Source organism: Mycolicibacterium diernhoferi (assembly GCF_019456655.1).
GTDB lineage: Bacteria > Actinomycetota > Actinomycetes > Mycobacteriales > Mycobacteriaceae > Mycobacterium > Mycobacterium diernhoferi.
This window is the reverse complement of record NZ_CP080332.1, coordinates 3,315,631-3,342,031: the sequence shown is the minus strand read 5'-3', so window position 1 is coordinate 3,342,031 and position 26,401 is coordinate 3,315,631. Positions and strand designations below refer to the sequence as shown.

General features: G+C 67.2%; 25 protein-coding genes and 1 pseudogene. 10 read left to right on the top strand and 16 right to left on the bottom strand.

What is annotated here, in order from left to right; all coding sequences use genetic code 11:
* Positions 1-75: 75 nt before the first annotated feature.
* Both K0O62_RS15865 and K0O62_RS28980 read right to left on the bottom strand, forming a co-directional pair.
* Positions 76-774: a transcriptional regulator gene (locus tag K0O62_RS15865; RefSeq protein WP_245006542.1), complete on the bottom strand. Its 699-nt coding sequence runs from the start codon at positions 772-774 to the stop codon at positions 76-78.
* A gap of 42 nt (positions 775-816) precedes the next feature.
* A pseudogene (locus K0O62_RS28980) lies at positions 817-1,014 on the bottom strand (helix-turn-helix domain-containing protein); the annotation flags it as partial.
* A gap of 55 nt (positions 1,015-1,069) precedes the next feature.
* Between K0O62_RS28980 and K0O62_RS15860 the strand changes: the two are divergent.
* From K0O62_RS15860 to K0O62_RS15845, 4 genes are read left to right on the top strand one after another with little or no spacing between them, the layout of a single operon-like run.
* A complete protein-coding gene (locus tag K0O62_RS15860; protein WP_073858719.1) occupies positions 1,070-2,323 on the top strand; it encodes a sulfotransferase family protein in 1,254 nt (417 codons plus the stop codon).
* On the top strand, positions 2,320-3,564 hold the full coding sequence (locus K0O62_RS15855) for an alkyl sulfatase dimerization domain-containing protein (protein WP_073858718.1): 1,245 nt from the start codon (positions 2,320-2,322) through the stop codon (positions 3,562-3,564). Before K0O62_RS15860 ends, K0O62_RS15855 begins: the two co-directional genes overlap by 4 nt.
* Positions 3,561-4,310: an SDR family NAD(P)-dependent oxidoreductase gene (locus tag K0O62_RS15850; protein ID WP_073858717.1), complete on the top strand. Its 750-nt coding sequence runs from the start codon at positions 3,561-3,563 to the stop codon at positions 4,308-4,310. Before K0O62_RS15855 ends, K0O62_RS15850 begins: the two co-directional genes overlap by 4 nt.
* 36 nt (positions 4,311-4,346) lie before the next feature.
* Positions 4,347-5,357 (top strand): zinc-dependent alcohol dehydrogenase, encoded by a 1,011-nt coding sequence (locus K0O62_RS15845; RefSeq protein WP_073858716.1) that lies wholly within the window; start codon positions 4,347-4,349, stop codon positions 5,355-5,357.
* Between the two features lie 301 nt (positions 5,358-5,658).
* On the opposite strand, the gene K0O62_RS15840 is transcribed toward K0O62_RS15845, so the two are convergent.
* From K0O62_RS15840 to K0O62_RS15830, 3 genes are all read right to left on the bottom strand, one after another.
* Positions 5,659-5,820 (bottom strand): hypothetical protein, encoded by a 162-nt coding sequence (locus K0O62_RS15840; protein WP_205870629.1) that lies wholly within the window; start codon positions 5,818-5,820, stop codon positions 5,659-5,661.
* Complete coding sequence (locus tag K0O62_RS15835) at positions 5,817-5,960, bottom strand: transposase (protein WP_079244236.1); 144 nt, start codon at positions 5,958-5,960, stop codon at positions 5,817-5,819. The genes K0O62_RS15840 and K0O62_RS15835 overlap by 4 nt, the downstream gene beginning before the upstream one ends.
* Positions 5,961-6,048: 88 nt before the next feature.
* The gene (locus K0O62_RS15830; protein WP_073858715.1) at positions 6,049-7,611 is read right to left on the bottom strand and encodes an acyl-CoA synthetase; all 1,563 of its coding nucleotides are present in this window, start codon (positions 7,609-7,611) and stop codon (positions 6,049-6,051) included.
* A 117-nt stretch (positions 7,612-7,728) separates the two neighbouring features.
* Between K0O62_RS15830 and K0O62_RS15825 the strand changes: the two genes are divergently transcribed.
* Together K0O62_RS15825 and K0O62_RS15820 are read left to right on the top strand one after the other, a co-directional pair.
* Positions 7,729-9,648 (top strand): flavin-containing monooxygenase, encoded by a 1,920-nt coding sequence (locus K0O62_RS15825; RefSeq protein ID WP_073858714.1) that lies wholly within the window; start codon positions 7,729-7,731, stop codon positions 9,646-9,648.
* Positions 9,645-10,532, top strand: a complete 888-nt coding sequence (locus K0O62_RS15820; RefSeq protein WP_073858713.1) for an SDR family NAD(P)-dependent oxidoreductase — start codon at positions 9,645-9,647, stop codon at positions 10,530-10,532. The genes K0O62_RS15825 and K0O62_RS15820 overlap by 4 nt, the downstream gene beginning before the upstream one ends.
* 13 nt (positions 10,533-10,545) lie before the next feature.
* On the opposite strand, the gene K0O62_RS15815 is transcribed toward K0O62_RS15820, so the two are convergent.
* Genes K0O62_RS15815 through K0O62_RS15805 form a run of 3 tightly spaced genes read right to left on the bottom strand, consistent with a single transcriptional unit; the run spans position 10,546 to position 12,743 of the window.
* Entirely contained in the window at positions 10,546-11,763 is a 1,218-nt protein-coding gene (locus tag K0O62_RS15815) for an iron-containing alcohol dehydrogenase family protein (RefSeq protein WP_234800247.1), read from the bottom strand.
* Positions 11,738-12,403 (bottom strand): Dabb family protein, encoded by a 666-nt coding sequence (locus K0O62_RS15810; RefSeq protein WP_073858712.1) that lies wholly within the window; start codon positions 12,401-12,403, stop codon positions 11,738-11,740. The genes K0O62_RS15815 and K0O62_RS15810 overlap by 26 nt, the downstream gene beginning before the upstream one ends.
* Positions 12,396-12,743, bottom strand: a complete 348-nt coding sequence (locus tag K0O62_RS15805; protein ID WP_073858711.1) for a hypothetical protein — start codon at positions 12,741-12,743, stop codon at positions 12,396-12,398. Before K0O62_RS15805 ends, K0O62_RS15810 begins: the two co-directional genes overlap by 8 nt.
* Positions 12,744-12,843: 100 nt before the next feature.
* Here K0O62_RS15805 and K0O62_RS15800 point away from each other — a divergent pair, with 100 nt between their 5' ends.
* On the top strand, positions 12,844-14,097 hold the full coding sequence (locus K0O62_RS15800) for an NADH:flavin oxidoreductase (RefSeq protein WP_073858747.1): 1,254 nt from the start codon (positions 12,844-12,846) through the stop codon (positions 14,095-14,097).
* Here the strand turns inward: K0O62_RS15800 and lipP1 are convergent.
* The 5 genes from lipP1 to K0O62_RS15775 form a co-directional block, all read right to left on the bottom strand.
* Positions 14,025-14,993 (bottom strand): LipP1 family hormone-sensitive lipase, encoded by a 969-nt coding sequence (lipP1, locus tag K0O62_RS15795; RefSeq protein WP_073858710.1) that lies wholly within the window; start codon positions 14,991-14,993, stop codon positions 14,025-14,027. The genes K0O62_RS15800 and lipP1 overlap by 73 nt on opposite strands.
* Positions 14,990-15,865, bottom strand: coding sequence for an IclR family transcriptional regulator (locus tag K0O62_RS15790; RefSeq protein ID WP_073858709.1), 876 nt, complete (start codon positions 15,863-15,865; stop codon positions 14,990-14,992). Before K0O62_RS15790 ends, lipP1 begins: the two co-directional genes overlap by 4 nt.
* A gap of 184 nt (positions 15,866-16,049) precedes the next feature.
* Positions 16,050-16,958: a biphenyl-2,3-diol 1,2-dioxygenase gene (bphC, locus tag K0O62_RS15785; RefSeq protein ID WP_073858708.1), complete on the bottom strand. Its 909-nt coding sequence runs from the start codon at positions 16,956-16,958 to the stop codon at positions 16,050-16,052.
* 13 nt (positions 16,959-16,971) lie between these two features.
* Positions 16,972-18,153 (bottom strand): acyl-CoA dehydrogenase family protein, encoded by a 1,182-nt coding sequence (locus K0O62_RS15780; RefSeq protein WP_073858707.1) that lies wholly within the window; start codon positions 18,151-18,153, stop codon positions 16,972-16,974.
* A gap of 80 nt (positions 18,154-18,233) precedes the next feature.
* Positions 18,234-19,301 (bottom strand): ferredoxin--NADP reductase, encoded by a 1,068-nt coding sequence (locus tag K0O62_RS15775; protein WP_073858706.1) that lies wholly within the window; start codon positions 19,299-19,301, stop codon positions 18,234-18,236.
* A gap of 160 nt (positions 19,302-19,461) precedes the next feature.
* Between K0O62_RS15775 and K0O62_RS15770 the strand changes: the two genes are divergently transcribed.
* On the top strand, positions 19,462-21,072 hold the full coding sequence (locus tag K0O62_RS15770; RefSeq protein WP_372512848.1) for a flavin-containing monooxygenase: 1,611 nt from the start codon (positions 19,462-19,464) through the stop codon (positions 21,070-21,072).
* Between the two features lie 83 nt (positions 21,073-21,155).
* Here the strand turns inward: K0O62_RS15770 and K0O62_RS15765 are convergent, their stop codons facing one another.
* The gene (locus tag K0O62_RS15765; protein WP_073858704.1) at positions 21,156-22,013 is read right to left on the bottom strand and encodes an alpha/beta fold hydrolase; all 858 of its coding nucleotides are present in this window, start codon (positions 22,011-22,013) and stop codon (positions 21,156-21,158) included.
* A gap of 126 nt (positions 22,014-22,139) precedes the next feature.
* Between K0O62_RS15765 and K0O62_RS15760 the strand changes: the two genes are divergently transcribed.
* Positions 22,140-23,432, top strand: a complete 1,293-nt coding sequence (locus tag K0O62_RS15760) for an MFS transporter (protein WP_073858703.1) — start codon at positions 22,140-22,142, stop codon at positions 23,430-23,432.
* Between the two features lie 46 nt (positions 23,433-23,478).
* Entirely contained in the window at positions 23,479-24,213 is a 735-nt protein-coding gene (locus tag K0O62_RS15755; protein WP_073858746.1) for an SDR family oxidoreductase, read from the top strand.
* 9 nt (positions 24,214-24,222) lie between these two features.
* On the opposite strand, the gene K0O62_RS15750 is transcribed toward K0O62_RS15755, so the two are convergent.
* Both K0O62_RS15750 and K0O62_RS15745 read right to left on the bottom strand, forming a co-directional pair.
* A complete protein-coding gene (locus K0O62_RS15750) occupies positions 24,223-25,194 on the bottom strand; it encodes an SIS domain-containing protein (protein WP_073858702.1) in 972 nt (323 codons plus the stop codon).
* Positions 25,191-26,399: a glucosamine kinase gene (locus tag K0O62_RS15745; protein WP_234800246.1), complete on the bottom strand. Its 1,209-nt coding sequence runs from the start codon at positions 26,397-26,399 to the stop codon at positions 25,191-25,193. The genes K0O62_RS15750 and K0O62_RS15745 overlap by 4 nt, the downstream gene beginning before the upstream one ends.
* Between the last annotated feature and the right edge of the window lie 2 nt (positions 26,400-26,401).

Below are 26,401 nucleotides of genomic sequence, written 5' to 3'. Positions count from 1 at the left end.
GAATGCTATGGACAGTTGGAGTGTGTGCCGACTCACATCCCGCTGATCGGGAGCGTCGCTATCTGGGCAGTCCGGCTACCCGATATCGGCGTTCGGTGAATCTCCGATAAACAGGACATGCTGCGCAATCAAAGAACTCGCTTCTTCTGCGAACTCGATAAGGCGATCGCCGGTGCTGCGAACCTGCTCAAGGGTGAGGCGACTGTATGCCTGCGCCGACACCGACATCACGACGTTGCCCTCCCCGCTGAAGATCGGAGCCGAGATGGTCGCAAGTGGACTCTGGTCGATCTGAGCCAGTTCGCCGGGCAGAAAGTCGACGATCGTCAGATCGGCGACGGCGCCGGCCAGGCGTACCGCCACCGGGTCGGCCACGTTGCCGCCGTCGAGGGCCAGTAGCGCCGTGTACACCTTCAGCAGTGGGTCGCTGAGCCGCTCGATTCCATAGCCGCGCACCTGGAGTTCGTTGAGCACCTGCGGAATTCGGGCGTGGAAGACGTCGTTGACCGGACCCGCGGCATCCAGCCACCGGCGGCGTGCAGTCGCCGGTGCCCACGCGACGAATTCGCGCCCGAACGGTGCGACGAAGGGCAACTGTTGGCCGGCCTGCACGAGGGGGCGCCCTGCGTCCGGAGCGATCGATTCGACAACCACGATGGCGCCGTCCCTGACTTCCGAAAGACACACGGCTACGCCGAGTGTGGAACACAGTCGACGCATCGGTTCGCGGAGCAGTCGTGACATCGGCACGCTGGCCGGGTTGGCCCTGGGCATGCCACCGCCCAGCGCGTACCTCCCACTGAGTGGGTCGCGGAGAACCCAGTCGCAGGCACACAGCGTGGCCAGGATGGCGTGCCCGGTGGAGCGGCTGATGCGCAGGTCGCGGCAGATTTCGGCCAGCGTCAACGGCTCTGGGGCGGCCGCAGCGAGGAGTTCCACGATCGCGACGACACGTCGCGTCGGCGGTGAAGGGTCTTGACCCGCGTCTCGGGGCGGGCCTAGCTTGGCGTTCATATATTCGAAGCCTACAACGAATACTCGTCACACCACAGAAAGACGGAGGAGTCGCATGGCCGCCGCCGTACTAGCCATCGAAGATCTGACCAGCCCGGTACTCGACCCGGTGCAACGGGGAATACTCGACCAGCTCGAAGCCGTGACCATCGACCTGGATCCGGCAGCGCTCATGGCCGAGGCGATCGCAAAGACCGGTCTGGAAGACTTCGGGCCCAGTGACTTTCGTCAACGGCTCGACGCGTACGCAGGGGCAGTCGACGCGGACTCCGGCAACACCAACCTCAACCGTTTCATCCTGCACAACCGGATCGTGCGGCTGCTCTCCCAGCGATTGCTACTGACCGATCTGCTCCGCCGGTATCCCGAGATCCACGACATCGAGATCGAGAAGCCGATCATCGTCGTCGGGCTCCCGCGCTCCGGCACCACACATCTGGTGAACCTCATCGCAGCGGATTCCCGGCGACGCGCGCTGCCGTACTGGGAGAGTCAGGAACCTTTCCCGCTACACGGTGAGGGGCCAGACGTCAACGGCGTCGACCCTCGGTTCGCGCGCAGTGTTACCGAGCACGAATCGGCGAACGTGGTGACCCCTCTGATCCAGGCCATGCATGACCGGTTCCCCCAAGCGATCGAGGAGGAGGTGGAGCTTCTCGACCTGGACTTCGCGAGCTATGTGTTGGAGTGGCATGGCCGGGTTCCACAATGGCGCGACTTCTATCTCGGATTGGACCAGGACGCGCATTACGGATATTTGCGCTCCATTTTGCAGGCACTGACCTTTCTGCGGGGCCCGCGGCAGTGGGTGCTGAAGTCGCCGCAACACTGTGAGCAACTCGGACCGCTGATGCGCACATTCCCGGACGCGACCGTCGCCTTCACTCACCGGGATCCGGTGGCGGTCATCCAGTCTGCCGTCACGATGCTGGCCTACGGTGATCGCGTCCGGCGCAAGGAGATCGACCCAGACGGGCTGGTGGACTACTGGATCGACCGCGTCGAGAGGCTGCTGCGGGCGTGCGTACGGGACCGTGAACTCGTCGGATCCGACCAGAGTGTGGACATCGCGTTCCACCACCTCAACGGCACCGAGATGTCGATCCTGGAGACCCTGTACGCGTACAACGGCACGGAACTCACCACGGAGGCTCGCGCGGCCTTCCGCCGGTACCTCGATGACAACCCGCGCGGCAAACACGGCAGCCTGCGATATGACCTCCAAGGGCATTTCGGGCGATCGCCCGACGAGATCCGGGCCCGCTTCGGGTTCTACTTCGATCGCTTCGACGTGCGGGAGGAAGCGTGAGTACCTACGAACCCGTGTACCTGGGTCGGCCCGGCGCCGACGACATCGTCGGTGCCGGCGCGCCCGCCGAGGAGGTCAGTCCTGGAATATGGCTGTCTCCAGGGTTGTCCAATTCCTTCATGCTGACGACCGACGCGGGCCGGATCGTTCTGAACACGGGGATGGGTTTCGAGGGGCCGGTGCACCGGGCGAACTTCGATGCCGTCGATGCGGCGCCGATCCGCTACATCATCCTCACTCAAGGGCACGTCGACCATGTCGGTGGCATCGACTCGATAGCCGACCCCGGCACCGACATCGTCGCCCAGACGAGCTGGGAGACATGGCGGCGGGACAATGAGTTGCTTGCGGAGTTCCGGGCCCGGAACTCCGCATTCGCGTGGATCGACAAGGTGATGGCCACCATCGAGCGCACCACGGCGAGATTCGGATCGGTACCCGCACAGAGCGTTCCGATCCCAACGGTCACGTTCGACGACGAACTTGTCATCGAACTGGGCGGCCGCCGTCTCGAGTTGTACGCCACGCCCGGTGGCGAAACCACCGACAGCCTCGTGGTGTGGCTTCCAGACGAAGGCGTGTGCCTGTGCGGCAACGTGTTCGGTGCGCTGTTCGGGCACATCCCGAACTTGGTTACCATGCGCGGCGACCGCTACCGGGACGCGTTGACGGTTGTGGAGTCCATCGATCGAGTCCGCGCACTTGGTGCCGAAACCCTGCTCACTGGTCACTTCGGTCCCATCGTGGGCAAGGACCGTATCGAATGGGAACTGACTCGGCTGCGCGACGCCGTGTCCTACATCCACGACCGGACGGTGGAGGGCATGAACGCCGGCAAGGATGTGCACACGCTGATGCGGGAGGTGGTGCTGCCCGCCGACTTGGAGGTTGGGCAGGGCTACGGAATGGTCCGCTGGAACGTCCGCGCGATCTGGGAGAACTATGCGGGCTGGTTCCATCACCGATCCACGGCCGAACTCTACGCCGAGCACCCGGACCGAACAGAAGCCGACCTGCTCGAACTTGCCGGCACGGCAACGGTTCTGCACCGGGCACGCACACTTCTTGACGCCGGAGAGCCGGTCCGGGCCCTGCGACTTGCCGAAATCGTCAATCAAACCGATCCCGCAAACAAGGAGGCCACCGACGTGCTGATCGCCGCCCACGAGCTGCTGCTGGAGAGCAGCACCAACTTCTGGGAAACCGCCTGGCTGCACCAGCAGATCGCGAAGCTGGCATGACCAACCGCGTAACGTTCGATTTCACCGGTGCGACAGCGTTGGTCACCGGCGGCACGAGTGGCATCGGTCACGCGACGGCCACGCTGTTACGCGACAGCGGCGCGCATGTCACGATCACCGGCACCCGGGGAGGGCCGCAGGACTACGACGTCGACCTGTCCGGGCTGCAATACCGGCAGTTGGCGTTGACCGATTCGTCCGCCATCGATTCCCTCGCCGAATCATTCACGGAGTTGGACATTCTCATCAACAACGCCGGGGCAAACTTCCCCGGTGGCCTGGACGAATCCACCGTGGCGGGGTTCACCGCATCGGTGGAGGTGAACTTGCTGGCACCATTCCGATTGACCGAGCGACTGCACAGCGCACTGAAGGCATCGAACGCGGCCGGCGGGGCGAGCGTGGTGATGCTGGCCTCCATGGCCGCGATACGTGCCGTACCGGTGGTCCCCGGATACGGGTCGGCCAAGTCAGGCGTACTCGCTCTGACCCGTAACCTCGCCGCGAAGTGGGCCGCAGACGGTGTCCGGATCAACGCCGTGGTACCCGGCGTGGTCGCGACCCGGATGACAGCGCCCATGGACTATGTACCCGAGATCAAACAGGGGCAGATCGACCGCATCTTACTCGGCCGCTTCGCCGAACCCGACGAGATCGCCAGCCCCATCCTCTACCTATGCAGCGCCAACGCGGCCTACAGCACCGGATCCGCGCTGGTCGTCGACGGCGGCTACAGCCTCTACTGAACTGACCGACGACAGCTATGAGAAGGGAACTCCAAAGTGAGAGCAGCCATCATCACCGCGCCCCAACAGGTCGACATCGTCGATGTGCAGGCCACGTCCGTGGGACCCGCCGACATCCTCGTCAAGATCCGGGCATGTGGAATATGCGGTTCCGACACCCTCTACATCTCGATCGGCGGATTGCCGCCCCGGCAGGGGTGCATGCCGATCGGTCATGAGCCAGCCGGGGAGGTGGTAGAGGTCGGCGCCGAGGTACGAGACATCGCCGTCGGCGACCGTGTCGTGGTCAACCCCATGGCGGTTGCCGATGACATCATCGGCAACGGCGGATCGACCGGTGCACTGGCCGAGTATCTACTCATCACGAACGCCGTGCGAGGTCGGAGCGTGGAGGTCATCCCCGACCACGTTCCCTACCAGGTGGCGGCGCTCAACGAACCCATGGCGGTGGCCCTGCACGCGGTCAACCAGGTCGCGCCTCGACACGGTGATCAGGTGCTGGTGTTCGGGGCGGGGCCCATCGGGCTCGGCATCACCATCGCCCTGAAATCGCGCGGAGTCCAACACGTTGTGGTGGCCGACATTCTGCCGGACCGGTTGGAGAAGGCGCTGAAGGTCGGGGCGGATGCCGTGATCAACTCCGCGGAGGAGGACCTGGCCGCCCGGCTGATCGACCTCCACGGCGAAGGGGACTCCATGTGGCCGAACAGGGCAGGCACCGACGTCTTCCTGGATGCCGCCGGGGTGCCGGCGGTGCTCGACACGGCCCTGGGCGTGGCCAAACGCGGTGCCAAGCTGGGTATCGTCGCCGTCCACAAAGAGCCGATCAGCTTGGACTTGATGAACGTGATGAGCAACGAACTGACCATCGTGGGGTCGATGGGCTATCCGAACGAGATCTTCGAGGTAACCAAGGACATCGTCGACAATTGGGAGAAGTACCGGGTCATCATCAGTCATACGTTTGATTTCGATGATCTGGACGAGGCACTGCGGTGTGTCTCCACGCCGGGCGCAGCCGACAAGGTCGTCATCACCTTTGATTAGGCGTGTCTCCTAATGGGCGTGTCCAGCTGATGCGCGCGCTGAGGACGACGGCTGCGCGGTAGACGATGGCGAGTTTGTCGTAGCGGGTGGCCAGTCCGCACCATTGTTTGAGCAGTGCGAATGATCGTTCGACGAGATTGCGCTGCTTGTAGTGGAACTCGCCAACGCCGTGGACGACCACCGGCCTGTTCACGGCGTTGGTGGGCGGCGTTCCCCTCGCGTTTCTGCGGAATGACTGCGGTGATCCTGCGGCCACGCAGCTGGCGTCGGGTGACTCCGCTGGAGTAGGCCCGGTCGGCGATCACCGCATCTGGTCGTGAACGTGCTCGCCCACGGTGACGCGGTACGAGGATCTCGCCGACCGATCCAACCGGACCTCGGTGTCAGCCATCGACAACAGCGCCATCAGCACCCGGTCCCGTCGCCGGCGTAACGACGGTGACGTTTCCATACCGTCTGTCACGGCCCGAACTCAGCACGCGGCAGATCACGCCACGGAACGCCGGTGCGGTACCGGTAGAGAATCTCTTCCACGACACGCCGGTCATCACCGAACGGATGACCTCGGAGTCCGTCGTTCGATGGCAAGAGCCTCGAAACCATCTCCCGCTGAGCGTCATTGAAGAACCGATATCGCGATGCCGCCGTCACCGCATCGCCTCAGAACCGGCACCCATATGGGAGGCACGCCCTAGCTGAACTGTTCTCGCAGGAGGCGTTTGAGGAGCTTGCCGCTGGGGTTCTTGGGCAGCGCGTCGACGAAGAGGATCTGCTTGGGGGTCTTGAAGCCGGCCAGGTGCGACCGGCAGTGGACCAGCAGTTCATCCTCGGTGAGGTGCGTACTGTCGCGGGTCACCACCGCGGCGGCCACCTGTTCGACCCACACCGGGTGCGGCAGGCCGAAGACGGCCACCTCCTCCACTCCGGGATGGCGGTAGATGACCTCTTCGACCTCTCGACTTGCGACGTTCTCGCCGCCGGTCTTGATCATGTCCTTCTTGCGGTCCACCACATGCAGCAGACCGTGCTCGTCGTAATAGCCGAGGTCGCCGGAATGGAACCAGCCGCCGCGGAACGACTCTGCGGTCTTGACGTCATCGTCGAGGTACCCGAGCATCAGGTGTGGACTGCGGTGCGCGATCTCGCCGACGGTACCGGGGATGACCGGGGTGTTGTCCTCGTCGAGGATCGCCGTCTCCACGTTGATCACCGAACGGCCCGCTGACCCGGCGTGGGCATCCTGCTCATCCGGTCCCAGGGCCGACGCCAACGGAGCCATCTCCGTTTGGCCGTAGAAGTTCCACAACCGCAGATTGGGCAGCCGTTCGCGCATCTCGGCCAGGATCTCCACCGGCATCGCAGAAGCCCCGTAATAACCCTTGCGCAGACTGGACAGGTCCACCTGATCGAACACCGGTGACCGCAGCAGCGAGATCCACACCGTAGGCGGTGCGAAATAGTTGGTCACCGAATGCTCTTCGATCGTCCGCAGCACCAGCTCCGGATCCGGGCGGGGCAGGATGATGCTGGTCGCGCCGAGGTACACATCGGTGATCAGGAAGTTGTCGAGCTGGGCGCAGTGATACAGGGGCAGGGAATGGATCTCGACGTCACTGCCCTCCATGGAGCCGGCGATGATCGAGCTGATGTAGTTGCCCATCAGGCTGCGGCTGGAATGCATGGCGCCCTTGGGATGTGACTCCGTCCCGCTGGTGTACATCAGGCGGATGAGCTGGTCGTCCTCGACATACGGGTTGGGCGCGGGGGAGCTGGTCTGCAACCACCGGTCGAAGTCCGCCCAGTCCGGCGGCAGCGTCTGGCCGGACAATACGAGGGCGGCCTTCGCCTCGACCCGCCCGCCGCACTGCATCGCCGCCTCGGCCGTAGGCACCAGATCTGCCTCGACGAGGAAGCCGGTCACCTGGCTGTGCTCGAGGATGAAGGCGATCTCCTGGGCGGTCAGCATGAAATTGACCGGCACCAGCACCACCCCGGCACGTGCGGTCGCGAACGCCAGCACCGCGTACTGCCAGCAGTTGTGTGCCAGCACCGCCACCCGGCAGCCGACGCCGAAGCCGTTGTCGGCCAACGCCGCCGCCGCACGATCGACCAGACGCTCGAACTCGGCGAAGGTGAGGGTCACGTCGCCGTCGATGATCGCCGTCTTGTGGGGTTGCCTTCGTGCCGAGCGCCGCGGAATGTCACCGAGGGCATGGCTACGCGCCGAGGCCAGGACGGCGTGCAGATCATCCATGCCCCGGACTGTAGGCGTGGCCGCGGATTACTGCGCATGGCGTCCCGCTCAGTAGAAATCGGGCCGCCGGTCCACCTTCGGCGACCACATACTCGATGCCACGACCGAGGAGGATCGATGACGATCGCTGTGACCGTGGCAGCCGCCGAAGTGCGGCTGGACCTCGCAGAATTGCGGGCCAACCTGCAGGAAGCCGATGCCGGAATCCTGGTGGCGGTGCTGGCGCAGGTGACCGGTGAGGTGAGCGTCGTGGACCGGTTCGCCGACCGGATCACGTTCACCCCAGACCCGCCCGAACAGCGAGGCAGCACAGATCCGGAAACTCACGCGGAACTGGTCGACGCGCTGGTGGAGGCGCTGGCGAACCCGCGACCGGCCGGGGCTGTGCCTGGCGACGATCCGGAGCTGTTCGCCCGGGTCGCACCGCTCGCGCTGGGCACCGACGTCGGTGCCGAGTACATCGGACTGCTGTTGGAGCAGGGCGGCTTTCAGCCCTCGCAGCCCGTCCTGCCGCGGACCGCGAAACTTCCGGCCGACTTCAAGGTCACGATCATCGGCGCCGGCATTGCCGGCATGGCCGCAGCGCTGGAATGCGCCGCCGCCGGAATCGCCTACGAGATCATCGACCGCAACGACGATGTCGGCGGCACCTGGTACACGACTGTCTACCCGGGCATCGGTGTCGACACCCCGTCGGCCTACTACTCACTGTCCCGGGACATCAACGGTGACTGGTCGAGCTACTACCCACAGGGCGCTGAATACCAGCGCTACCTGAAGTCGGTCGCCGACAAGAACGCGCTGCGTGACCACATCCGCTTCAGCGCCGAGGTGCAGGCGCTGCGCTGGGTGGAGGACCGCAAGCTGTGGGAGGTGCGCACCGTCGCCGCCGACGGCACCCAGGATGTCAGCTACGCCAATGTCGTGGTGCCGGCCGCCGGTTACCTCAACCGGCCGCGCTGGCCCGAACTGGCCGGCCGGGACACCTTCGGCGGCGTGAGCATCCATTCCGCCGAATGGGATCCCGAACTGTCGCTGCGCGGCAAGAAGGTGGCGATCATCGGTGCCGGCTGCACCGCCGTACAGATCGTGGACGCCTCCGTGGACGAGGTGGAGCACCTCACGGTGTTCCAGCGCCAACCGCACTGGGTGGCGCCGCGCAAACGCCTGACCGATGACGTGCCCGCACACCGTCGCTGGCTCAACGCCCATGTACCGTTCTACGCCAACTGGAATCGGCTGAAGTCGTTCTGGGGCACCGCGGACAACAACTACCCGGTCATCGTGCGGGACCCGGAGTGGGCCGCCGAGCACCTCTCGATCTCGCCGGCCAACGATGTGTTGCTGCAGATGTGTCGCGACTACATCGACCGCGTCTTCGGCGCCGACACCGACCTCGGCAAGAAGGTCACCCCCGATTTCGCACCGTACGGCAAGCGGATCATCCGCGACCCCGGCGGCTACTACGCGGCATTGACCCGTGAGCACGTCGACGTTGAGGCCAGCGAACCGGCCGCCGTCAACGAACGCGGGATCCTCACCCAGGACGGCCGCCAGATCGACCTCGACGTGATCATCTACGCCACCGGCTATCACCTGGACTTCCTGTCCACCATCGATATCCGCGGCCGTGACGGCGTCCGACTCGCCGAGGTGTGGGGTGACAGCCCCAGCGCCTATCGCGGCGGGCTGGTGCCGGGCTTCCCGAACATGTTCATCTCCTCGGCGCCGAACTACAGCCCGGGGCACGGTGCCGGGCACAATTTCGGTGTCGAGGTGATGGTGCACTACCTCATGGAATGCCTGCAGCTGATGGCCCAGCGTGAGGCGTCGACGCTGGAGGTCACACCCGAGGCGTTCGAGGCCTATGTGCGACACATCGACGAGACGATGGCACAGACGGTGTGGTGCCACACCCCGACGGCGCACACGTACTACCGCTCCGGCGGCCGGATCGTGACCGCCTTCCCGTTCAAGCTCATCGACGTGTGGCAGAGCCACCGCGCCCCGAACGAAGAGGATCTGCTCGTCCGATGACCGGATTACTGCTCGGCAGAACAGCTTTGGTGACCGGAAGTAGCCGAGGGATCGGGCGTGCCATCGCGCAGCGGCTCGCCGCCGAGGGGGCCACGGTGGCGGTGATTGCCCGGTCCTACGAGCCCTCGGTATCGACCCGCGCCGGCCGGGCCGCCGAACTGCCCGGCACCATCGGTGAGACCATCGAACTCATCGAAGCCGCCGGCGGGACCGCGTTCGGCATCGCCTGCGACCTGGAGGACACCGAGCAGCGTGCCCGGCTGGTCGATCAGGTCATCGAGCGCACCGGACGGCTCGACATCCTGGTCAACAATGCCGGCTACGCCGACTATTCGGTCGTCGAGGACATGGCGATGGACACCTTCGAGCGCACCATCGAGCACTACGTCCGCACCCCGTTCGTGCTGACCCAGGCGGCGGTCCCACACATGCGCCGCCAGGGCGCCGGATGGATCGTCAACATCGGTTCGGTCACCGGGCTGGCACCGGCGAGGCCCTACCGGGAGTACAACAAGACCTCCGGCGACGTCATCTACGCATCGATGAAGGCCGCGTTGCACCGCTTCACCCAGGGTGTGGCCGCCGAACTCGTGGACTCCGATATCGCGGTCAACGCGGTCGGGCCGTCCAGCGCGGTCCGCACACCCGGTGCGGCCAGCCTGATCCCGGACAGTTTCCCGACCGAGCCGGTCGAATACCTCGCCGAGACCGTGCTGGCGATGTGCCACCGGCCGGCCGCCGAACGCACCGGGCTGGTCGCCTTCAGCCTGCACTACCCGTGGTCACAACAACTCGCCGTGCACAGCCTGGACGGCACCACCACCCTGCCGCCGCTGGAGCCACCGGCCAACGCCAACCCCAACATCCTGCCGGCGGGTGTGTGAGGTTCCGCGCGACCTACCAAGCGGCAGTGAGCAGTTCGAGAAGCTGCACACGGTCGGCCGGACGGGGTACCTGCGTGGTGAACCAGTCATCGGCCACGTGCTCGATGACCTCGTCGAAAACTGCGGGGGAGATCCCGATATCGCGCAGACGCCGTGGGGACGCGACCGCGTCCAGGAGTTGGTGGACCGCGTTCAGGACGGCGTCCGCGCTCGTATCGTCACCGATGTGGGCGGCGATGTCGGTGAGTCGCTCTCGGGTGACCGGCTGGTTGTAGCGGATGGTGTGCGGCAGCAGGAGCGCTTCGACGACTCCGTTGGAGCCGGCAGCCTTCGGTCCGAGAGCATGTGAAATCGATGCCGCGAGGCCCGATCCGACGAAGTCACTGCCCTGCCCTGACAACAACGCGGCGGCCATCAGTTGGAGTCGCGGACCCGCACGGTCGGGTTCGGCAACCGCTCGCGGGAGCCATGTCAGCAGCATCCGCAGCGAATGCGACAGCAGCGCCTCGGCGAGCGGATCCACGTTGGCCGATTGCAACCCGTCGACAGCGGCGACGAAGGCCGTCAGACCCGCCCCGACCGCCAACGGTATCGGAGCGGTCGATGCGATGACGGGGTCGAAGAAGACTCCCTGAGCACGTGTCTTCGGATCGAAGAAGGAGAGCCGCTGACCGGTGTCGGGATCCCGCACCGCCGAACCCGCCCTTGCGTACGCGGTTGTCGGCGTGCTCGGTGCTACCCAGACCGGAATCTTGGGCTGCCCCAGTTTTGGACTGACGAGGCGCCCCTCCACGCGACGGGTGCAGAGGTCGTGCGGACTCCGGTCCTCGGCAAGCAGAATCGCCGCGGCGCGGGCGGTCACGATCGACGATCCACCGCCGACGGCAATGACGCCGTCGGCGTCGAGCTCGGCGAGACGGTTGCGTGCCTGCATCACGGTCGGCACCGGACTGTGCTCGCGCACGCTCTCGAATCTGCCGACAAGACGGCGTCCAACCGCGGACTCCACCCGCTCCAGCGCCGTCTTGTGGCGAAGCATCGATGCGCCGCAGAAGATGACGACCCGCTCGGCGCCCAGCCGTTCCAGTTCTCGCGGTAGTGCGGACAGTGCGTCGTGGCCGCTGAAGGTGCGGAATGCCGGGGTGATGTGGCGGAACTGTGGAATGGAGTCGGCGTCGAACTCCTCTGGGGCGATGGATGTCCCGTTACCGCGCATCGGTACTGTCCGCATTCTCTGAGTGGGCGGTATGCAGAACCGGGTGTTCCATCGAACAGAAGCTGTGGCACACCCGCTCGTGCACAATGAATCCCGGGCATTCCGGGTCGAACCACTGGTCCACCACCGCCCAGTGGATCGGGTGCATCAGGTAGGCGCCCATGATGCCGTCGACATCGCTGAACTCCTGCTCGAAGACGTGGGTCCAGGAGTTGCCGACGGTGTGCTCGGGCGTGCTGAGTTGCCAGGCGCTGATTGTCGACACGTATCCGGGTAACCGGCCCAGATCGGCCTCGAAGCGTGCGACGGTGCCCGGTTCGGTGCCGGGATCCACCCGCAACAGCAGGGTGCGGTAGACGGTGCCGCGGGGGCGTCCGCCGAGCAGGGTGGGGGAGCCGCAATAGTCCGCACCGTTGACCCTGGTGACCGCCGGATCCGCGAGTGCGGCAGCGACATCGGCGGCCACCGCATCCCGTTCGGCGGCGGTGGCGAAGCGCAGATGCAGCAGCAGATCACCGCCGTTGCGGCTGCCCGCATCGGTGGGGGCGACCAGGTACCGGGCCGCGCCGGCGGACTGTGCCAGGTGTCGAAGGTCGTCGGACACCCGGCTGCGGTCGGCCTCGGGGACGTCGATCAGACGGGTGAGGCTATACATCGCAGAGCCCCTCGACATCGTCGTGGGCCGCGGCTGCGCTGCGGTCGCGCTCGACGATCAACTCGGCCACGCTGTCCCACCAGGCGCCCAGCTCAGGGTCCGGCCGGCCCTGCCAGGTCATCTCCCACCAGGCCCGGGCGCTGGGCAGCGACCAGGTGACGGTGACGGTGTTGGACTCGGATTCATGCCAGATCGGCGGTGAGACAAGCACATTGCACAGGGTCATGCCGCGCTCTCGAGCCCCCGGCGCGTAGCCGGCCAGGTAGGTGTCGACGAACTCGCGGGCCCGCCCGGGGCGAGTGACCACGCGGTCGATGACGAAGACTTCACCGGCTGCCATGCAGCTGAGCCTAGGGTGGCACCCGGCGGCGGCCGCGGCCGTTCCCGGCCATCGGGAGACCGGCGTTGACGTGCGGCGCTGCGGGGTCGACGGTGGTCTGATGACCGACCTCAGCCCCGATCCGTTCGGCCCCGCCCAACTCGGGCCTGTCCGGTTGCGCAACAGAGTCGTGAAAGCGGCCACCTCGGAGGGGCGTTCACCGGACGGCCGGGTCACCGACGACCTGATCGACTTCCACCGTGGTTTCGCCGAGGGCGGGGTCGGCATGACGACCGTCGCGTACTGCTGTGTGTCGCGCCAGGGGGCCAGCGCTCCGGGTCAGATCGTGATGGACGCCGAAGCGGTGCCCGGCCTGCGACGGCTGACCGAGGCGGTACACGGCGCCGGGGCGGCCATCTCGGCGCAGTTGGGCCACGCCGGGGTGGTGGCGCCGAAGAAGCTGACCGGTGTGACGGCGGTGGCGCCGAGCAGGTTCGTCAACCCGACCTCGTTCGCCTACTGCCGGGAGATCCGGCGGGACGAGATCGCGACGGTCATCGAACAGTTCGCCGACGCGGCCCAGGTCGCCGTGGACGCCGGATTCGACGCCGTGGAACTGCATTTCGGCCACCTGTACCTGCCGAGCTCGTTCCTCAGCCCGTTGATCAACCGGCGCAAGGACGAATACGGCGGCGACATCGACAACCGGTCACGGCTGGTGCGCGAGATTGCGCAGCGGGTGCGTGCCGTCGTCGGCGACCGGATCGCGGTGATCGCCAAACTCGACATGGACGACGGTCTGCCGGGCAGCATCTGGATCGACGAGGCGCTGCGCACGGCGCAACTGCTCGATGGTGATGCCACCCTCGATGCCATCGAGCTGACGCAGGGTTCGTCGGTCTATCGGCCGATGTACCTGTTCCGTGGCGATGTGCCGGTGCGGGAGTTCGCCAAGGTGATGCCGCCGATGCTGCGCCCCGGGGTGCGGGTGCTGGGCAAGGGCGTGATGGGCAACTATCCGTATGAGGATCTCTACATGCTGTCCGCGGCCCGCCAGTTCGTGCCGGTCATGAAGAACACCAAGCTCGTTCTGCTCGGCGGCATCACCAACCGGGAACACATCGAGACGGGGATGCGCGAGGGATTCGACTTCGTCGCGATGGGCCGGGCCCTGCTGCGCGAACCGGACCTGGTGAACAAGATGACCGCCGACCCCGGCGTGCGCAGCCGCTGCAACCACAACAACAAGTGCATGGTGACGGTATTCGGCCGCACGCACTGTGTGCTGGACCCGGCGCAGCGCTACGGCGCAGAGGTGCCTGTCTTGAAGCGACCGTCGCTGCCCACCAGTCCGGCCACGTCCGAGCAGACCTGAGCGCGGGCGCGGGAGCAGATGTCGAAGGCGGGCATCGTCATGAAGCCGTGCACGCCGCCCTCGAAGAACCGGGACACCGTCGGCACCCCGGCGGCCTGCAGTGCTGCGGTGTAGGCCAGTCCCTCGTCACGCAGCGGATCATGGCCGGCCACAACGGTGATCGCCGGGGGAAGTCCGGACAGATCCGCGGCGGACAGCGGTGAGGCGTAGGGGTTGGTCCGGTCTGCGAGGACCGGCACGTACTGGTCCCAGTACCACTGCAGCGCGGGTGTCGGGTTGTAGAACCCGGCGCCGAACTGCCGGTAGGACTCGGTGTCGAAGTCCGCGGCGATCACGGGGTAGAGCAGCACCTGCCCGGCCAGCCGGGGCCCGATGCGGTCCCGCGCCATCAGCGCGGTGACGGCGGCCAGATTGCCGCCGGCGCTGTCGCCACCGACCAGGAGGGTGTCCGGGTCGTTGCCGAGTTCGTCGATGTGCGCTGCCGCCCAGACGGCGGCGGCGTAGACGTCCTCGGCCGCGGCCGGCCACTGTCCTTCCTCGGCAGCGCGGCGATAGTGCACCGAAACCAGCACGGCGGGAAGGCGATTGGTGAAGTCTCGGCAGAGCCCGTCGTGGCTGTCCAGATCGCAGAACACCCAGCCGCCGCCGTGGGCGTAGACCAGGGTGGGGACGGGACCGTGGAGGGCGGCGTGTGGCCGATAGATGCGCACCGTCACCGGCCCGTCCGGCCCCGCGATTTCGCGATCTTCGACCGAGGCGACCTGTTCTGGATGGTCCGGGGCAACGAACCGCGACCGGATGACGGCGCGGGCCTGTTCACCGGTCATGGTGTGCACCGGCGGGAAACCGGCGTCCAGCGACTCGATGATGGCCGCGATCTGAGGATCCAGGCTCATGCGTGCCGGCCGTTCGGGTTGCGTCCGGCGTGCTGGCCGACGAGGCCGCGCAGCGGCCGCATCTGCTGCAGGGTCGGGGCCACCCGCGTCGGGCCGCCCTCGACCGCGCGCCAGATTCCCATCGCCGCCATCCGGACGGGCGCGACGAATTGCTGGTCGAATTTCATCTGTCCCATCGGACCGCACACCGACACGGCCGCGACGGCCTCGCCGGGATCACCGATCGGCGCGGCCACGCAGCCGAAGCCGGGCACCGACTCCTCGCGGTCGAACGCGATGCCGTGGGAGCGCACCTTGAGCAGTTCATTGCGCAGCTGGGCGGGTGTGGAGATGGAGTACTTCGTCCGCCGGGGCAGCGGAGCCGTGCCGTGGGACTCGCTGTCCGCGTCGGTGAAGGCCAGCATCGCCTTGCCGACCGCGGCGCAGTGCGCGGGTTGGCGTCCACCGACCCGGGTCGGGATGGCGGCGGTCATCCGGTTGCCGACCTTCTCCATGTAGACCACGTCGGGTCCTTCCAGCACGGCGAGATGGACGACGAGGCCGGTGGCCGCGTGCAATTCGTGCAGCATCGGGATCGCCGCCTTGTGCAGCCGGTCCTGGTGCACGGCCAACGAGCCCAATTCCACCAGCCGCATGCCCAGCTCGTAGTCCCGTCCGCTGCGGCGCAGCCATCGCAACTGCACCAGTCGTTCGAGCATCCGGTGTGCCGAAGACCGGGGCAGGCCGGTGCGCCGGACGATCTGGGCGAGGGTGAGCCGGCCCGGCCCGTCGAAGGCGTCGAGGACGAGGGACACCCGGTCGATGACGGCACTCGGGGTCTCGACGGCTGTCTTGCCGACGGACGTGGGCGGGGCGTCGATCGTCACGGTCATCGGGAAACCTCCGGGCTGTTCATATAACTAATAGGCATATGCCTAATGGTCATATAGAACTATCACATCGGTGTGGCTGCTGTCACATGAATGCGGCGATTGTGAAACGCGCCGGAAACGCCGAAACCCGGCCGCGTGATTACGCGACCGGGTGTGACGTGCGGAAAGGCGTCCGCGGGCGGGATCAGGGGCGCATGGCGGCGGGCAGATCATCGACCCACTGATGACCCCAGTAGCTGTCGGCGGTGATCTCCTCCGCGGTGTAGTAGCTCTCGTCGACACGCATGCCGGCGGTACCGAACTCGATGTCCCAGTCGCCGGGGGCCCGGACGTAGAACGACACCATCTTGTCGTTGGTGTGCCGGCCCAGCGTCGAGGACAGCTGGAAACCGTCCCGGTGCACGCGGTCGAGCGCCTGCCCGACCGCATCGAGGGTGTCCACCTCCACCATCAGATGGACCAGCCCCGGGTCGCGCAGCGTCCCGGCCGGGCACAGGGCCAGGCTGTGGTGGCGCTGGTTGACGCCCAGGAATCGGACCCGCACCGGCCCGAACTCCGGCGGCACCGGGACCCGGAAGGCGCCGCGGGCCACGAAGCCGAGCACGTCGGTATAGAAGTCCACCATCGAGGGCACGTCCAACGCCGGCAGCACCACGTGCCCGAGGCCCTGATCGCCGGTGACGAACCGCGCACCGAAGGGCGCGACGACGGGGCTGTGGTCGAGCACCGGTCCGTGGAAGACCTCCAGGGCGGTGCCGGCCGGATCCTCGAACGCGATGACCTCTTCGACCCGGCGGAGGTCGGCTTCGGCCAGCGAGAGTTCCTTGTACGGTGTGCCCGCGGCTTCCAGCCTGCGCTTCACGGCGTCCAGATCCCGGCCGTCTCGCACCTCCCAGCCGACCGTCACGATCTTGTCGGTGTCGCCGGGGGAGACGATGATGCGTGCGGCCCGCTCATCCATCCGCAGATACAGCGACTCCGGGTCTGGACCGTGACCGGTGGCGAAACCCAGGACGTCGAAAGCGAATTGGCGCCAGCGTGGCAGATCGGTGGCCTGCACGGTCACGTAACCGAGGCTTTTGATCAGACTCATGTTTTCAGTACTCCTAGATCATCGCCCGCAGCGGACCCTGCGGGTCCACGCCGAGCGAGCTCAGTGCCGACGCGTGGTAGACGGTGCTGGGAACGTGGATCGCGTGCGCCTGGCCGACGTGCACATCGCGCCAATACCGTTGCAGCGGCTTGTCCATCCGGGTGCCGTTGCCGCCGCACCGGGCGAAGATCTCGTCGACCGCGGACACCGCGCGCCACACGGCGCGCACCTGGGTGCGGCGGCCGGCCGCCCGGTCCTGGAAAGACACCTCCTTGCCGGCGTCGACCATGTCGTAGATCCGGTCGACGTTGGCCAGCAGTTCCTGGCGGGCGGCGTTGATGTCCGCGGCCGCTTCCCCGATCGCGTACATCACGTACGGGTCGTCCTTGACGGCGACGCCACTGGAGTTCACGCGCTCGCGCTGGTAGTCGAGCGCCGCGGCCAGGGCACCCTCGGCGATGCCGATGGTGGCCGAGGAGATACCCAGCGGGAACATCGTCGACCACGGCATCAGGTAGAGGGTGTCGGTCATCCCGGCCTCGCTCTGGGCGGTACCGTCCATCACCTTCATGGCGTCCATGGTGCGGTAGGCGGGCACGAACGCGTCCCGGACGATGACGTCCTTGGACCCGGTGCCGCGCAGGCCGACGACATCCCAGGAGTCCTCGACGATCTCGTAGTCCTTGCGCGGCAGGATCATGTGCAGCATCTGCGGCGGCATCAGCGGTGCGCCGTTCTCATCGCCGATCATCGCGCCGAGGAAGATCCAGTCGCAGTGATCGGTTCCCGAACTGAACTGCCAGCGGCCGTTGAAGATGTAGCCGCCGTCCACCGGCTTGGCGACCCCCTGCGGTGCATACGGCGAGGCCACCCAGGTGTCGACGTCGTCGGCCCAGATCTCCGCGCCCACCCGTGGATCGGCGTAGGCCAGCTGATAGGGGTGCACCCCGACGACGCCGTTGATCCACCCGGCGGACGGGTCGAGCGCCGCGGTGGCCATCACCGTCTCGGCGAACTCGCGGGGATGGACCTCCAGCCCGCCGTGCTTCTTCGGCTGCAGCAGCCGGATGTTGCCGATCTGCTTCATCGTCTTGACCGTGTCGTCGGTCAGCTTCCCGATCTTCTCGGCCTCCTCGGCCTGCCCGCGCAGCTGATCGGCGAACTCGCCGAGACGGTCGATCACCCGTTGTGTCATGTCTGTGATGGTGTCCGTTTCGATGCTCGGCCTGCGGGTGGCGTCCCGGTCAGCGGACGTGAATCGGCGTCTCGACCGGTCTAGAACTCGACCTCGACGGTGTCGGACAGCGGGCGGGCCTGGCAGGCCAGAAAAAGGCCGTCCGCGATGTCGTCTTCTTCCAGGATGGCCGTGTTTCCCAATTCGACCCGGCCGTCGACAACGGTGGCCGCGCAGGAGCCGCAGGTACCCTCCCGGCACGAGTAGGGCACCTCGATGCCGGCGGCCAGCATGGTGTCGACCAGATTGCGGCCCGTCGGCCAACGCAGATCGTGTACGTCACCGTCGATGCGGATCCGGGCCTCGGCGGCCGGACCGTCGTCCGCGGCGGGGCCGGTGTCGGGACCGGGTTCGGCGAACGGATCTCCGTCGAGCGACTGGAAGACCTCCAAATGGATCTTGTCCCGGGGGATTCCGGCCTCGGTGAGGGCTTCCTTGACCACCGTCATGAACGGCGCGGGCCCACAGATGAACGATTCGCAGCCGGCGAACATCTGGGCGAAGCTCCCCAGCTGCGCGCGGGTGGGCAGGCCCTGGACCGATTCCAGCCAGTGCAGCACGGTGAGCCGGCCCGCGTACCGGGCCGCGAGTTCGCGCAGCTCGGCGGCGAAGATCACCGACGCCTCATCGCGGTTGGCGTAGCACACCACCACCCGGCCGGTTCCCGCGGTGAGCACGGATTTGAGGATCGACATCACCGGTGTGATGCCGCTGCCGGCCGCCCACAGCAGGAAGTCGGCGTCCAGGTCGCGCGGGCTGAAGAGGCCGGAGGGAGGCAGCGACTCGATGGTGTCGCCGACGGAGACGTTGTCGCACAACCAGTTCGATCCGTATCCACCATCGGTGCGTTTCACCGTGACCTTGGGTGCATCGTCGGTGTGCGGGGAACTCGCCAGTGAATAGCAGCGGGCCACCGAGCCGGTCTGGTCACTCGGGATGCGCAGCGTCAGGAACTGGCCGGGCCGGTACCCGAATCGTTGACGGTGATCGGCCGGGATGGCGAACACCAGCGACTTGGCATCGGCGCTCTCCTCGATCACCTCGGTAACGGTGAGGGGCACGGCCCGGGCGGAAGCCGGCGGGCGGCTGTCGGTTTCGGCGTCGGTCATGGCCGGCAAGTCTGACCGACCGCCCCGTGCCCGCGGGGTGGCGCTACCGGTGGACGGGACAGATTCGGATGACCGCCGAATCGGATGACCGCCGAATCGGATGACCATTGACCGGGAAACGTTCGGACCCGGCGGACCCGGCGGCCCTAGCGTTCGGGAGGTGACTGCGACTCAGGACCATGTCGACGTTGTGGTGGTCGGCGCCGGCTTCGGCGGCCTCTATGCCCTGCACAAGTTCCGCGAGCAGGGCCGCTCGGTGCGCGTCTTCGAGGCCGCGCCGGAGGTGGGCGGAACCTGGTACTTCAACCGGTACCCCGGCGCGCGTTGCGATGTGGAGAGTCTCGACTACAGCTACTCGTTCTCCGATGAGCTCCAGCAGGAGTGGACCTGGACGGAGAAGTACGCCACCCAGGGCGAGATCCTGGCCTACATCAAGTGGGTCGCCGACAAGCTGGACCTGCGCTCGGGTATCACCTTCAACACCCGGGTCATCTCGGCGGTGTTCGACGAGGATGCGCTGCGGTGGACGGTGACCACCGACACCGGGGAGGTCGTCTCGGCGCGCTTCGTGGTGATGGCCACCGGACCGTTGTCATCCCCGCTGAAGCCCGACATCGCCGGGCTCGACAGCTTCGTCGGCGAGACCTATCACACCGCGCACTGGCCGCACGAGGACGTCGACTTCACCGGCAAGCGGGTCGCGGTCATCGGCACGGGGTCGTCCGGCATTCAGTCGATCCCGATCATCGCCGCGCAGGCCGCGCAGCTCTACGTCTTCCAGCGCACCCCGAATTACAGTGTGCCCGCCGGTAACCGGCCGCTGAGCGCGGAGGAGGTCGAGCAGGCGAAGGCCACCTACGCCGATCGGCGTCACAAGTCCTGGCGCAGCGGCGGCGGCTCGCCGCACGTCGCGCATCCCCAGTTGACGATGGAGGCCAGCGCCCAGGAGCGCCGGGAGGCGTTCGAGAGGCGGTGGGATCTCGGCGGGGTGCTGTTCTCCAAGACGTTCTCCGACCAGATGATCGACGCGGAAGCCAACGAGGAGGCCCGCAAGTTCTACGAGGAGAAGGTGCGCGCGGTCATCGACGATCCGGCCGTCGCGGACCTGTTGATCCCGACCGATCATCCGATCGGGACGAAACGGATCTGCACCGACACCAACTACTTCCAGACCTTCAACCGGGCCAACGTCCAGCTGGTGAGCGTCCGCAAGACACCGATCGAGTCGATCGACGCCACCGGGATCAACACCAGCGAACAGCATTTCGACGTGGATGCCATCGTGCTGGCGACCGGTTTCGACGCGATGACGGGCACCCTGGCCAAGATCGACATCGTCGGCCGCGGCGGGCAGCGCCTGGTCGACGATTGGGCCGGCGGCCCCCGGACCTACCTGGGTCTCGGGGTCGACGGATTCCCGAACCTGTTCCTGGTCTCCGGTCCCGGGGCGCCCGCGGTGCTGGCCAACATGGTGTTGCATGCCGAGGCGCACGTCAATTGGATCGCCGACGCTATCGATCACCTCGACGAACACGGGCTCGCCGCCATCGAGGCCACCGCGGATGCGGTCGACGACTGGGTCACCGAATGCAATAAGCGTGCCGAGGCGACCCTGTTCCCCAAGGCCAACTCGTGGTACATGGGCGCCAACGTTCCGGGCAAGCCGCGGGTGTTCATGCTCTTCATCGGTGGCTTCGCCACGTACCTCGACATCTGTGCCGAGGTCGCCGGCGCCGGATACAAGGGATTTTCTCTGATCAAGCGCCGGTGACACGGGTACCGGTTCGGCTGCGGGACCGGGGCACGCGACGGCGGAAAGATCGCGTGCCACCGGTCATTCGGTGATCGGGTGCGCTATGCGCCGTCGGTGAGGAAGGCCAGCACGGCCCGCTCGAAGGCGGCCTTGGCCTCGATCATCACCCAGTGCCCGCAGTTCGGGAACACATGCAGCTCGGCATTGGGGATGGTCCGCATCGGCACCAGTGCCATGTCCAGCGGACTCACCCGGTCGTCGCGGCCCCAGGTGAGCAGCGTCGGCGCCGCCACCTTGTGCATGGTGGCCCACGGCAGCGGGAAGTCGGCCGTGCGCATCATCTCCATCATCGCCGCGAACGCGGCCTTGCCGTACATGCGCCGCGCGGCCGCGAGGGTCTCGGGGTCGGTGGCCAGCTCCCAGCGTTCGGCGATCAGCTCCTCGGTGACCAATGCCTCGCTGTAGACCATCGAGCGCAGCCAGTCGACGAGACGCTGACGGGTCGGATCCTCGGTGAACTCCTGGAGCAGCCGAATCCCCTCACTGGGGCCGGGACTGAAGATGTTGGTGCCGATCCCGCCGATGGTCACCAGCTTCCCGATCCGGTCCGGGTGGTGGGTCGCGAAGTTGATCCCCACCCCGCCACCCATCGAGTTGCCGATCACATCGACACGCTCCAGACCCAGCGCATCGACGAACTGCACGGCAGCGCCCTGCGCGTCCAGCATGGGGTGGCCGCCGAAGTCGTCGCTGACACCGAACCCGGGGAACTCCAGCACCAGACAGCGGAAGTGCCGGGCGAACACGTCGATGTTGCCCCGGTAGTTCCGCCAGCCCGTGACACCCGGTCCGGATCCGTGCAGCAACAGCAGCGGGGGGCCGTCGCCGGCCTCGTGATAGCGCAGTACCCCCGAGGGGGTGCTGATTTCACGGAGGCTTTCGCGGTAATCGACTGTCATCCCACGATTCCACACGATCCACCGCAGAAAGACACCCTCGTGTTCCGGTCGGCGAGACAACGTCCCCACCCGCGGCCCGGATGGCAGGAGGATGTCGCCAGCCGCACCCCACCATGAGGAGAATCCATGCCGGACGCATCGGTGGCCGAGCCCGCGCTGTTGCGGCGCGTCGCGTTGTCGAGTCTGTTGGGTACCGCCATCGAGTACTACGACTTCCTGGTCTACGGCACCATGAGCGCGCTGGTGTTCGGGCTGGTGTTCTTCCCCGACTCCAGTCCGGCCGCGGCCACCATCGCGGCCTTCGGCACCTTGGCGGCCGGCTACCTGGCCCGCCCGGTCGGTGGAATCCTGTTCGGGCACTTCGGTGATCGGCTGGGACGTAAGTCGATGCTGGTGTTGACGATGGTGCTGATGGGCTCGGCCAGCTTTCTCATCGGCTTGCTCCCGACGTACGCGGCGATCGGCGTCGCGGCACCGATCCTGCTGGTGCTGCTGCGGGTGATCCAGGGTGTCGCGATCGGCGGCGAGTGGGGCGGAGCGACGCTGATGGTGACCGAACACGCCGAGGCCGACCGCCGCGGGTTCTGGAACGGCGTGATGCAGATGGGATCGCCGATCGGGTCGCTGCTCTCGGTCGCCGTCGTCACCCTGGTCACGCTGCTCCCGGACGAGGCGCTGCTGTCCTGGGGCTGGCGGATCCCGTTCCTGATCAGTCTGGTGCTGTTGGGTATCGGCATCTACGTGCGGCTGTCGATCACCGAGAGCCCGGTCTTCGAGGCCGCGGCCCGGTCGGCGCAGGCCACGCGCCCCCGCCTGCCGTTCCTGGAGGTCCTGCGGAAGCCGCGGACGCTGATCCTGGCCTGCGCGGTCGGCATCGGGCCGTTCGCGCTGACGGCGCTCATCAGCACGTACATGATCAGTTACGCCACCGCGATCGGCTATCACCGCACCGATGTGATGACCGCGCTGATCTTCACCTCGCTGATCGGACTGGTCACCATCCCGCTGTTCTCGGCGCTGTCGGATCGCGTCGGTCGCCGCGCGGTGATGCTCGCGGGGGCGGTCGGCATCATGGTGTACGCGTGGCCGTTCTACGCGCTGGTGGACCTGCGCTCGCAGACCTACCTGGTGGTGGCGATGATGATCGCGCAGGCGATCCAGTCGATGATGTACGCCCCGCTGGGCGCCCTGTTCTCGGAGATGTTCGGGACGGCGGTGCGCTACACCGGCGCGTCGATGGGCTACCAACTCGCGGCGTTGCTCGGTGCCGGTTTCACGCCGCTGATCGCCAGCAGCCTGCACGCGCACGGTGTGTCGCGGACGCCGTTGGTGGTGTTGGCCGCCGGCTGCGGGCTGGTCACGGTACTGGCGGTGTGGCGGATCAGCGAGACCCGCGGAACCGACCTCACCACGGTGTGACAGGAATACCGGAAGCCCGTTCACGGTCGTAGCCCTCATGGAGAACATGGATCCGATAACCGGCAAGGTCGTGGCGATCACCGGCGCGAGCAGTGGAATAGGTGAGGCGACGGCACGATTGCTGGCCGCCCGCGGCGCGCGGGTGGTGCTGGGCGCACGACGCAGCGACCGGCTCGAGCGCATCGCCGCCGAGCTGCCACCTGATCAGGTGCGCACCGTCGCCACCGATGTCACCCGCGCGGAGGATCTGCTGCGGTTGGTGGCGGTGGCCGTCGATGAGTTCGGCCGACTCGATGTGCTGGTCTCCAATGCCGGGGTGGGTTCCATCGGAGCGCTGGCCGATGGCGATGTGGCCAGTTGGTCGGCGATGATCGATGTCAACCTGCGTGGCGTGCTGCACGGTATCGCCGCGGCGCAACCGGTGTTCCGGCGCCAGGGCAGTGGGCATTTCGTCACCACGGTCTCGACGGCCGGGTTGAAGATCCTGCCGCAGATGGGCGTCTACGCCGGTACCAAGAACGCGGTCCGCACGGTGATAGAGGCACTGCGTCAGGAGTCCACCGACGGGGTCATCCGGACCACGTCCGTTTCCCCGGGATTCGTCCGCACCGAGTTCGACGGGACGGTCACCGACCCGGTGCTGCGCAACCAGATCCGGACCAACATGGATACTTTCGGTCTAGCGCCGGACGCGGTCGCACGCGCCATCGCCTTCGCCATCGAGCAACCGGACGGTGTGGAGATCGGGGACCTCACCATCCGGCCGACCGTGCAGAACTGAGCAGCAGGCTCATCCCGCCGCGGCGGCCTGCCAGTCCCGGGCCGCGACGAGTTCGGGAATCAGCGTCTCGGTGAGCAGGCGGACATCGTCGGCGTCGTCGCCCGGGTAGCGCAGGGTGGCGGTCGCCGTAGGCACCTCGCCGCCGACACCGACCACGGTGGTGCCGCGCGGACCGGTCCATTCGGCCATCTGCGCTTCCCACGCCGAACCGGCGAACACCAGCATCCGCAGGTCACTGTTCTTGGTGCGGTACACGTCGACGTGGCTCCAGTCGCCGCTCTCACAGCCGATCGCCGACCGGCGCGGGCCCTCCCGGAACATCAGCGCGCCCTGCTGGGCCGAGGACAACCGATGCGCGGGCGCCACCAGATGCGTCTCGTCGCGACCCAGCAGCAGGTCGGAAACCTCAGGTAGCCAATCCTTTTCGGCGCGCAGCAGATGATCGCTGGCGCGCGCCGCGGCGGCGACCGACTCGACCAGGGAATCGGTCGGCGTGCCGGTCAGGTGGCATTCCAGCGCCATCAGCAACGCCAGGGTGTGTTGGTAGCTGCGGCAGGCCACCCCACCGACCTCGGGTTCGGCCAGCAGTTCGACGGTCGCCTCGCACGCCGCGGTGATCGCCGAGCCGGGGGTGTTGGTCAGTGCCACCGTGTAGGCCGAGTCCTCGACGCGCCCCAGGGCGTCGAGGGTTTCGACCGAGCCGCCGGAGGCCGAGGTGGCCACCACGAGCGTCCCCGGCCCCCAGTGGGGGAGCAGTTGCGAGGAGGCGATCTCGGACACCGCGCAGATGCCCCGGGCGCGCAACCGCGCCGCGGCGACACCGGCGGCATACGCCGACGAGCCCATGCCGAGAAAGACCACCCGGGAGGTGTCGCCGGGAACCACGTGTGCCCACGGGTTACGTTGTGCCAGTGCATCTGCCAGGTCCGTCAGGACATCCGGCTTACGGGCGAGGTCGGAGGCGAAGCCGTCGGGGTTCATGAGCTCGTTTCGTTGATCAGGGCGGGCAGTGCCGCATCGGGGACATACATCCAGCGGGGTAGGTGGCGCCCGGCGTAGACGATCTCGCGCAGCACCTGCTGCAGCCGCAGCGCCGGTAGCGCGGTGTCGATGTGCAGGTCGGCGTGACCGGTCTGGGCGAGCCTGCCCAGGTAGGCGTTTCGCAGCGCGGCCCGGGCCGCCTCGTCGACCGGGGCCAAGGTGACCGGGTCGAGTTCGCCGCGGCGGGCCGCGACGATGGCCACATGGGACAGCGACTGCAGGATGCCGGCCAGATCGACCGCGGCCGGCACCGGCAGTACCCGCTCGGCGGGTGCCAGCACCGGATTGCCGTCGAAATCGGTGATGACCAACCGGTCGTCGGTGCGCAGTACCTGTCCGACGTGCAGATCGCCGTGCGCGTCCAGGATCGGCACGTCCACCAGATCCGCGAGGCTCTCCAGGGTCGCCGCGACGGCATCGGCGTGTTCGGTCAACAGGGCCGCATTGGCCGGGCCGGCCAGCGCGCGCGCCTCGGACAGCGTGGTGAAGGCGTTGTCGCGCCAGCGTCGGGCGTCGGCGGGGGTGGACCGCACCACGGTGGCCGCCAGTGCGGCGTGCAGGTCGGCGACCACCGCACCCAGGGTGTCGCAGGTGGCGGTGACGGCGGTCAGGTCACCGGTGCGCGCCGCGGCGATGAACATGTCCTTGGCCCAGGTCCAGCCGTCGACGGCACCGGGCAGGTAGCCGGTGACCGTCGCCACCAGCGTCTCCGGGCCCTCGCCGGGGGCCCAGGTCAGCACGGCCCACGGCGCCGGCATGGCGGTGAACCCGGCGGCGGTCAGGGTCGCCAACCGGCGCGGCGCCGGATGCGGCCCGGATTCCAGGTGCGTCGCCCACTTCACCACGGCCCGGTCGCCGACGATCACCGATTCGTTGGTCTGGTCTACGGTGATCGGCTGCTCGATCCCCGGGGAGTACCGGTCGACCCAGGACACCACGGTGAACCGGCCGTGCCTCGAACGCCCCGGATGTTCGGCGATGAACCGTAGGAGCGCGTCGGCGGCGCCGCTGCCGGCCGTGGCCCGCTGCCGGGCGCCATCGGGGTCGACGATCGGGACGGCCGCGAGCGCGCCGTCGGCATCGGTGACGGCCAGGACGTGCCGCGCCCCGAGGCGCAACACGTCGGTGGTGGAGTCGGCGGGCACGG

Coding starts and splice junctions, on each gene's coding strand:
- K0O62_RS15805 (WP_073858711.1), bottom strand. CDS start 12,743: ATGGCAGCCGGTGAAGTCTTCGTCATCGACCGCGTGGTCACTCGCCCC.
- lipP1 (WP_073858710.1), bottom strand. CDS start 14,993: ATGAGCCTGGATCCTCAGATCGCGGCCATCATCGAGTCGCTGGACGCC.
- K0O62_RS15765 (WP_073858704.1), bottom strand. CDS start 22,013: ATGACAGTCGATTACCGCGAAAGCCTCCGTGAAATCAGCACCCCCTCG.
- K0O62_RS15755 (WP_073858746.1), top strand. CDS start 23,479: ATGGATCCGATAACCGGCAAGGTCGTGGCGATCACCGGCGCGAGCAGT.
- K0O62_RS15790 (WP_073858709.1), bottom strand. CDS start 15,865: ATGACCGTGACGATCGACGCCCCGCCCACGTCCGTCGGCAAGACAGCC.
- K0O62_RS15760 (WP_073858703.1), top strand. CDS start 22,140: ATGCCGGACGCATCGGTGGCCGAGCCCGCGCTGTTGCGGCGCGTCGCG.
- K0O62_RS15825 (WP_073858714.1), top strand. CDS start 7,729: ATGACGATCGCTGTGACCGTGGCAGCCGCCGAAGTGCGGCTGGACCTC.
- K0O62_RS15860 (WP_073858719.1), top strand. CDS start 1,070: ATGGCCGCCGCCGTACTAGCCATCGAAGATCTGACCAGCCCGGTACTC.
- K0O62_RS15820 (WP_073858713.1), top strand. CDS start 9,645: ATGACCGGATTACTGCTCGGCAGAACAGCTTTGGTGACCGGAAGTAGC.
- K0O62_RS15775 (WP_073858706.1), bottom strand. CDS start 19,301: ATGACCGACGCCGAAACCGACAGCCGCCCGCCGGCTTCCGCCCGGGCC.
- K0O62_RS15830 (WP_073858715.1), bottom strand. CDS start 7,611: ATGGATGATCTGCACGCCGTCCTGGCCTCGGCGCGTAGCCATGCCCTC.
- K0O62_RS15815 (WP_234800247.1), bottom strand. CDS start 11,763: ATGCGGACAGTACCGATGCGCGGTAACGGGACATCCATCGCCCCAGAG.
- K0O62_RS15850 (WP_073858717.1), top strand. CDS start 3,561: ATGACCAACCGCGTAACGTTCGATTTCACCGGTGCGACAGCGTTGGTC.
- K0O62_RS15750 (WP_073858702.1), bottom strand. CDS start 25,194: ATGAACCCCGACGGCTTCGCCTCCGACCTCGCCCGTAAGCCGGATGTC.
- K0O62_RS15800 (WP_073858747.1), top strand. CDS start 12,844: ATGACCGACCTCAGCCCCGATCCGTTCGGCCCCGCCCAACTCGGGCCT.
- K0O62_RS15810 (WP_073858712.1), bottom strand. CDS start 12,403: ATGTATAGCCTCACCCGTCTGATCGACGTCCCCGAGGCCGACCGCAGC.
- K0O62_RS15835 (WP_079244236.1), bottom strand. CDS start 5,960: ATGGTTTCGAGGCTCTTGCCATCGAACGACGGACTCCGAGGTCATCCG.
- K0O62_RS15780 (WP_073858707.1), bottom strand. CDS start 18,153: ATGACACAACGGGTGATCGACCGTCTCGGCGAGTTCGCCGATCAGCTG.
- K0O62_RS15865 (WP_245006542.1), bottom strand. CDS start 774: ATGCCCAGGGCCAACCCGGCCAGCGTGCCGATGTCACGACTGCTCCGC.
- bphC (WP_073858708.1), bottom strand. CDS start 16,958: ATGAGTCTGATCAAAAGCCTCGGTTACGTGACCGTGCAGGCCACCGAT.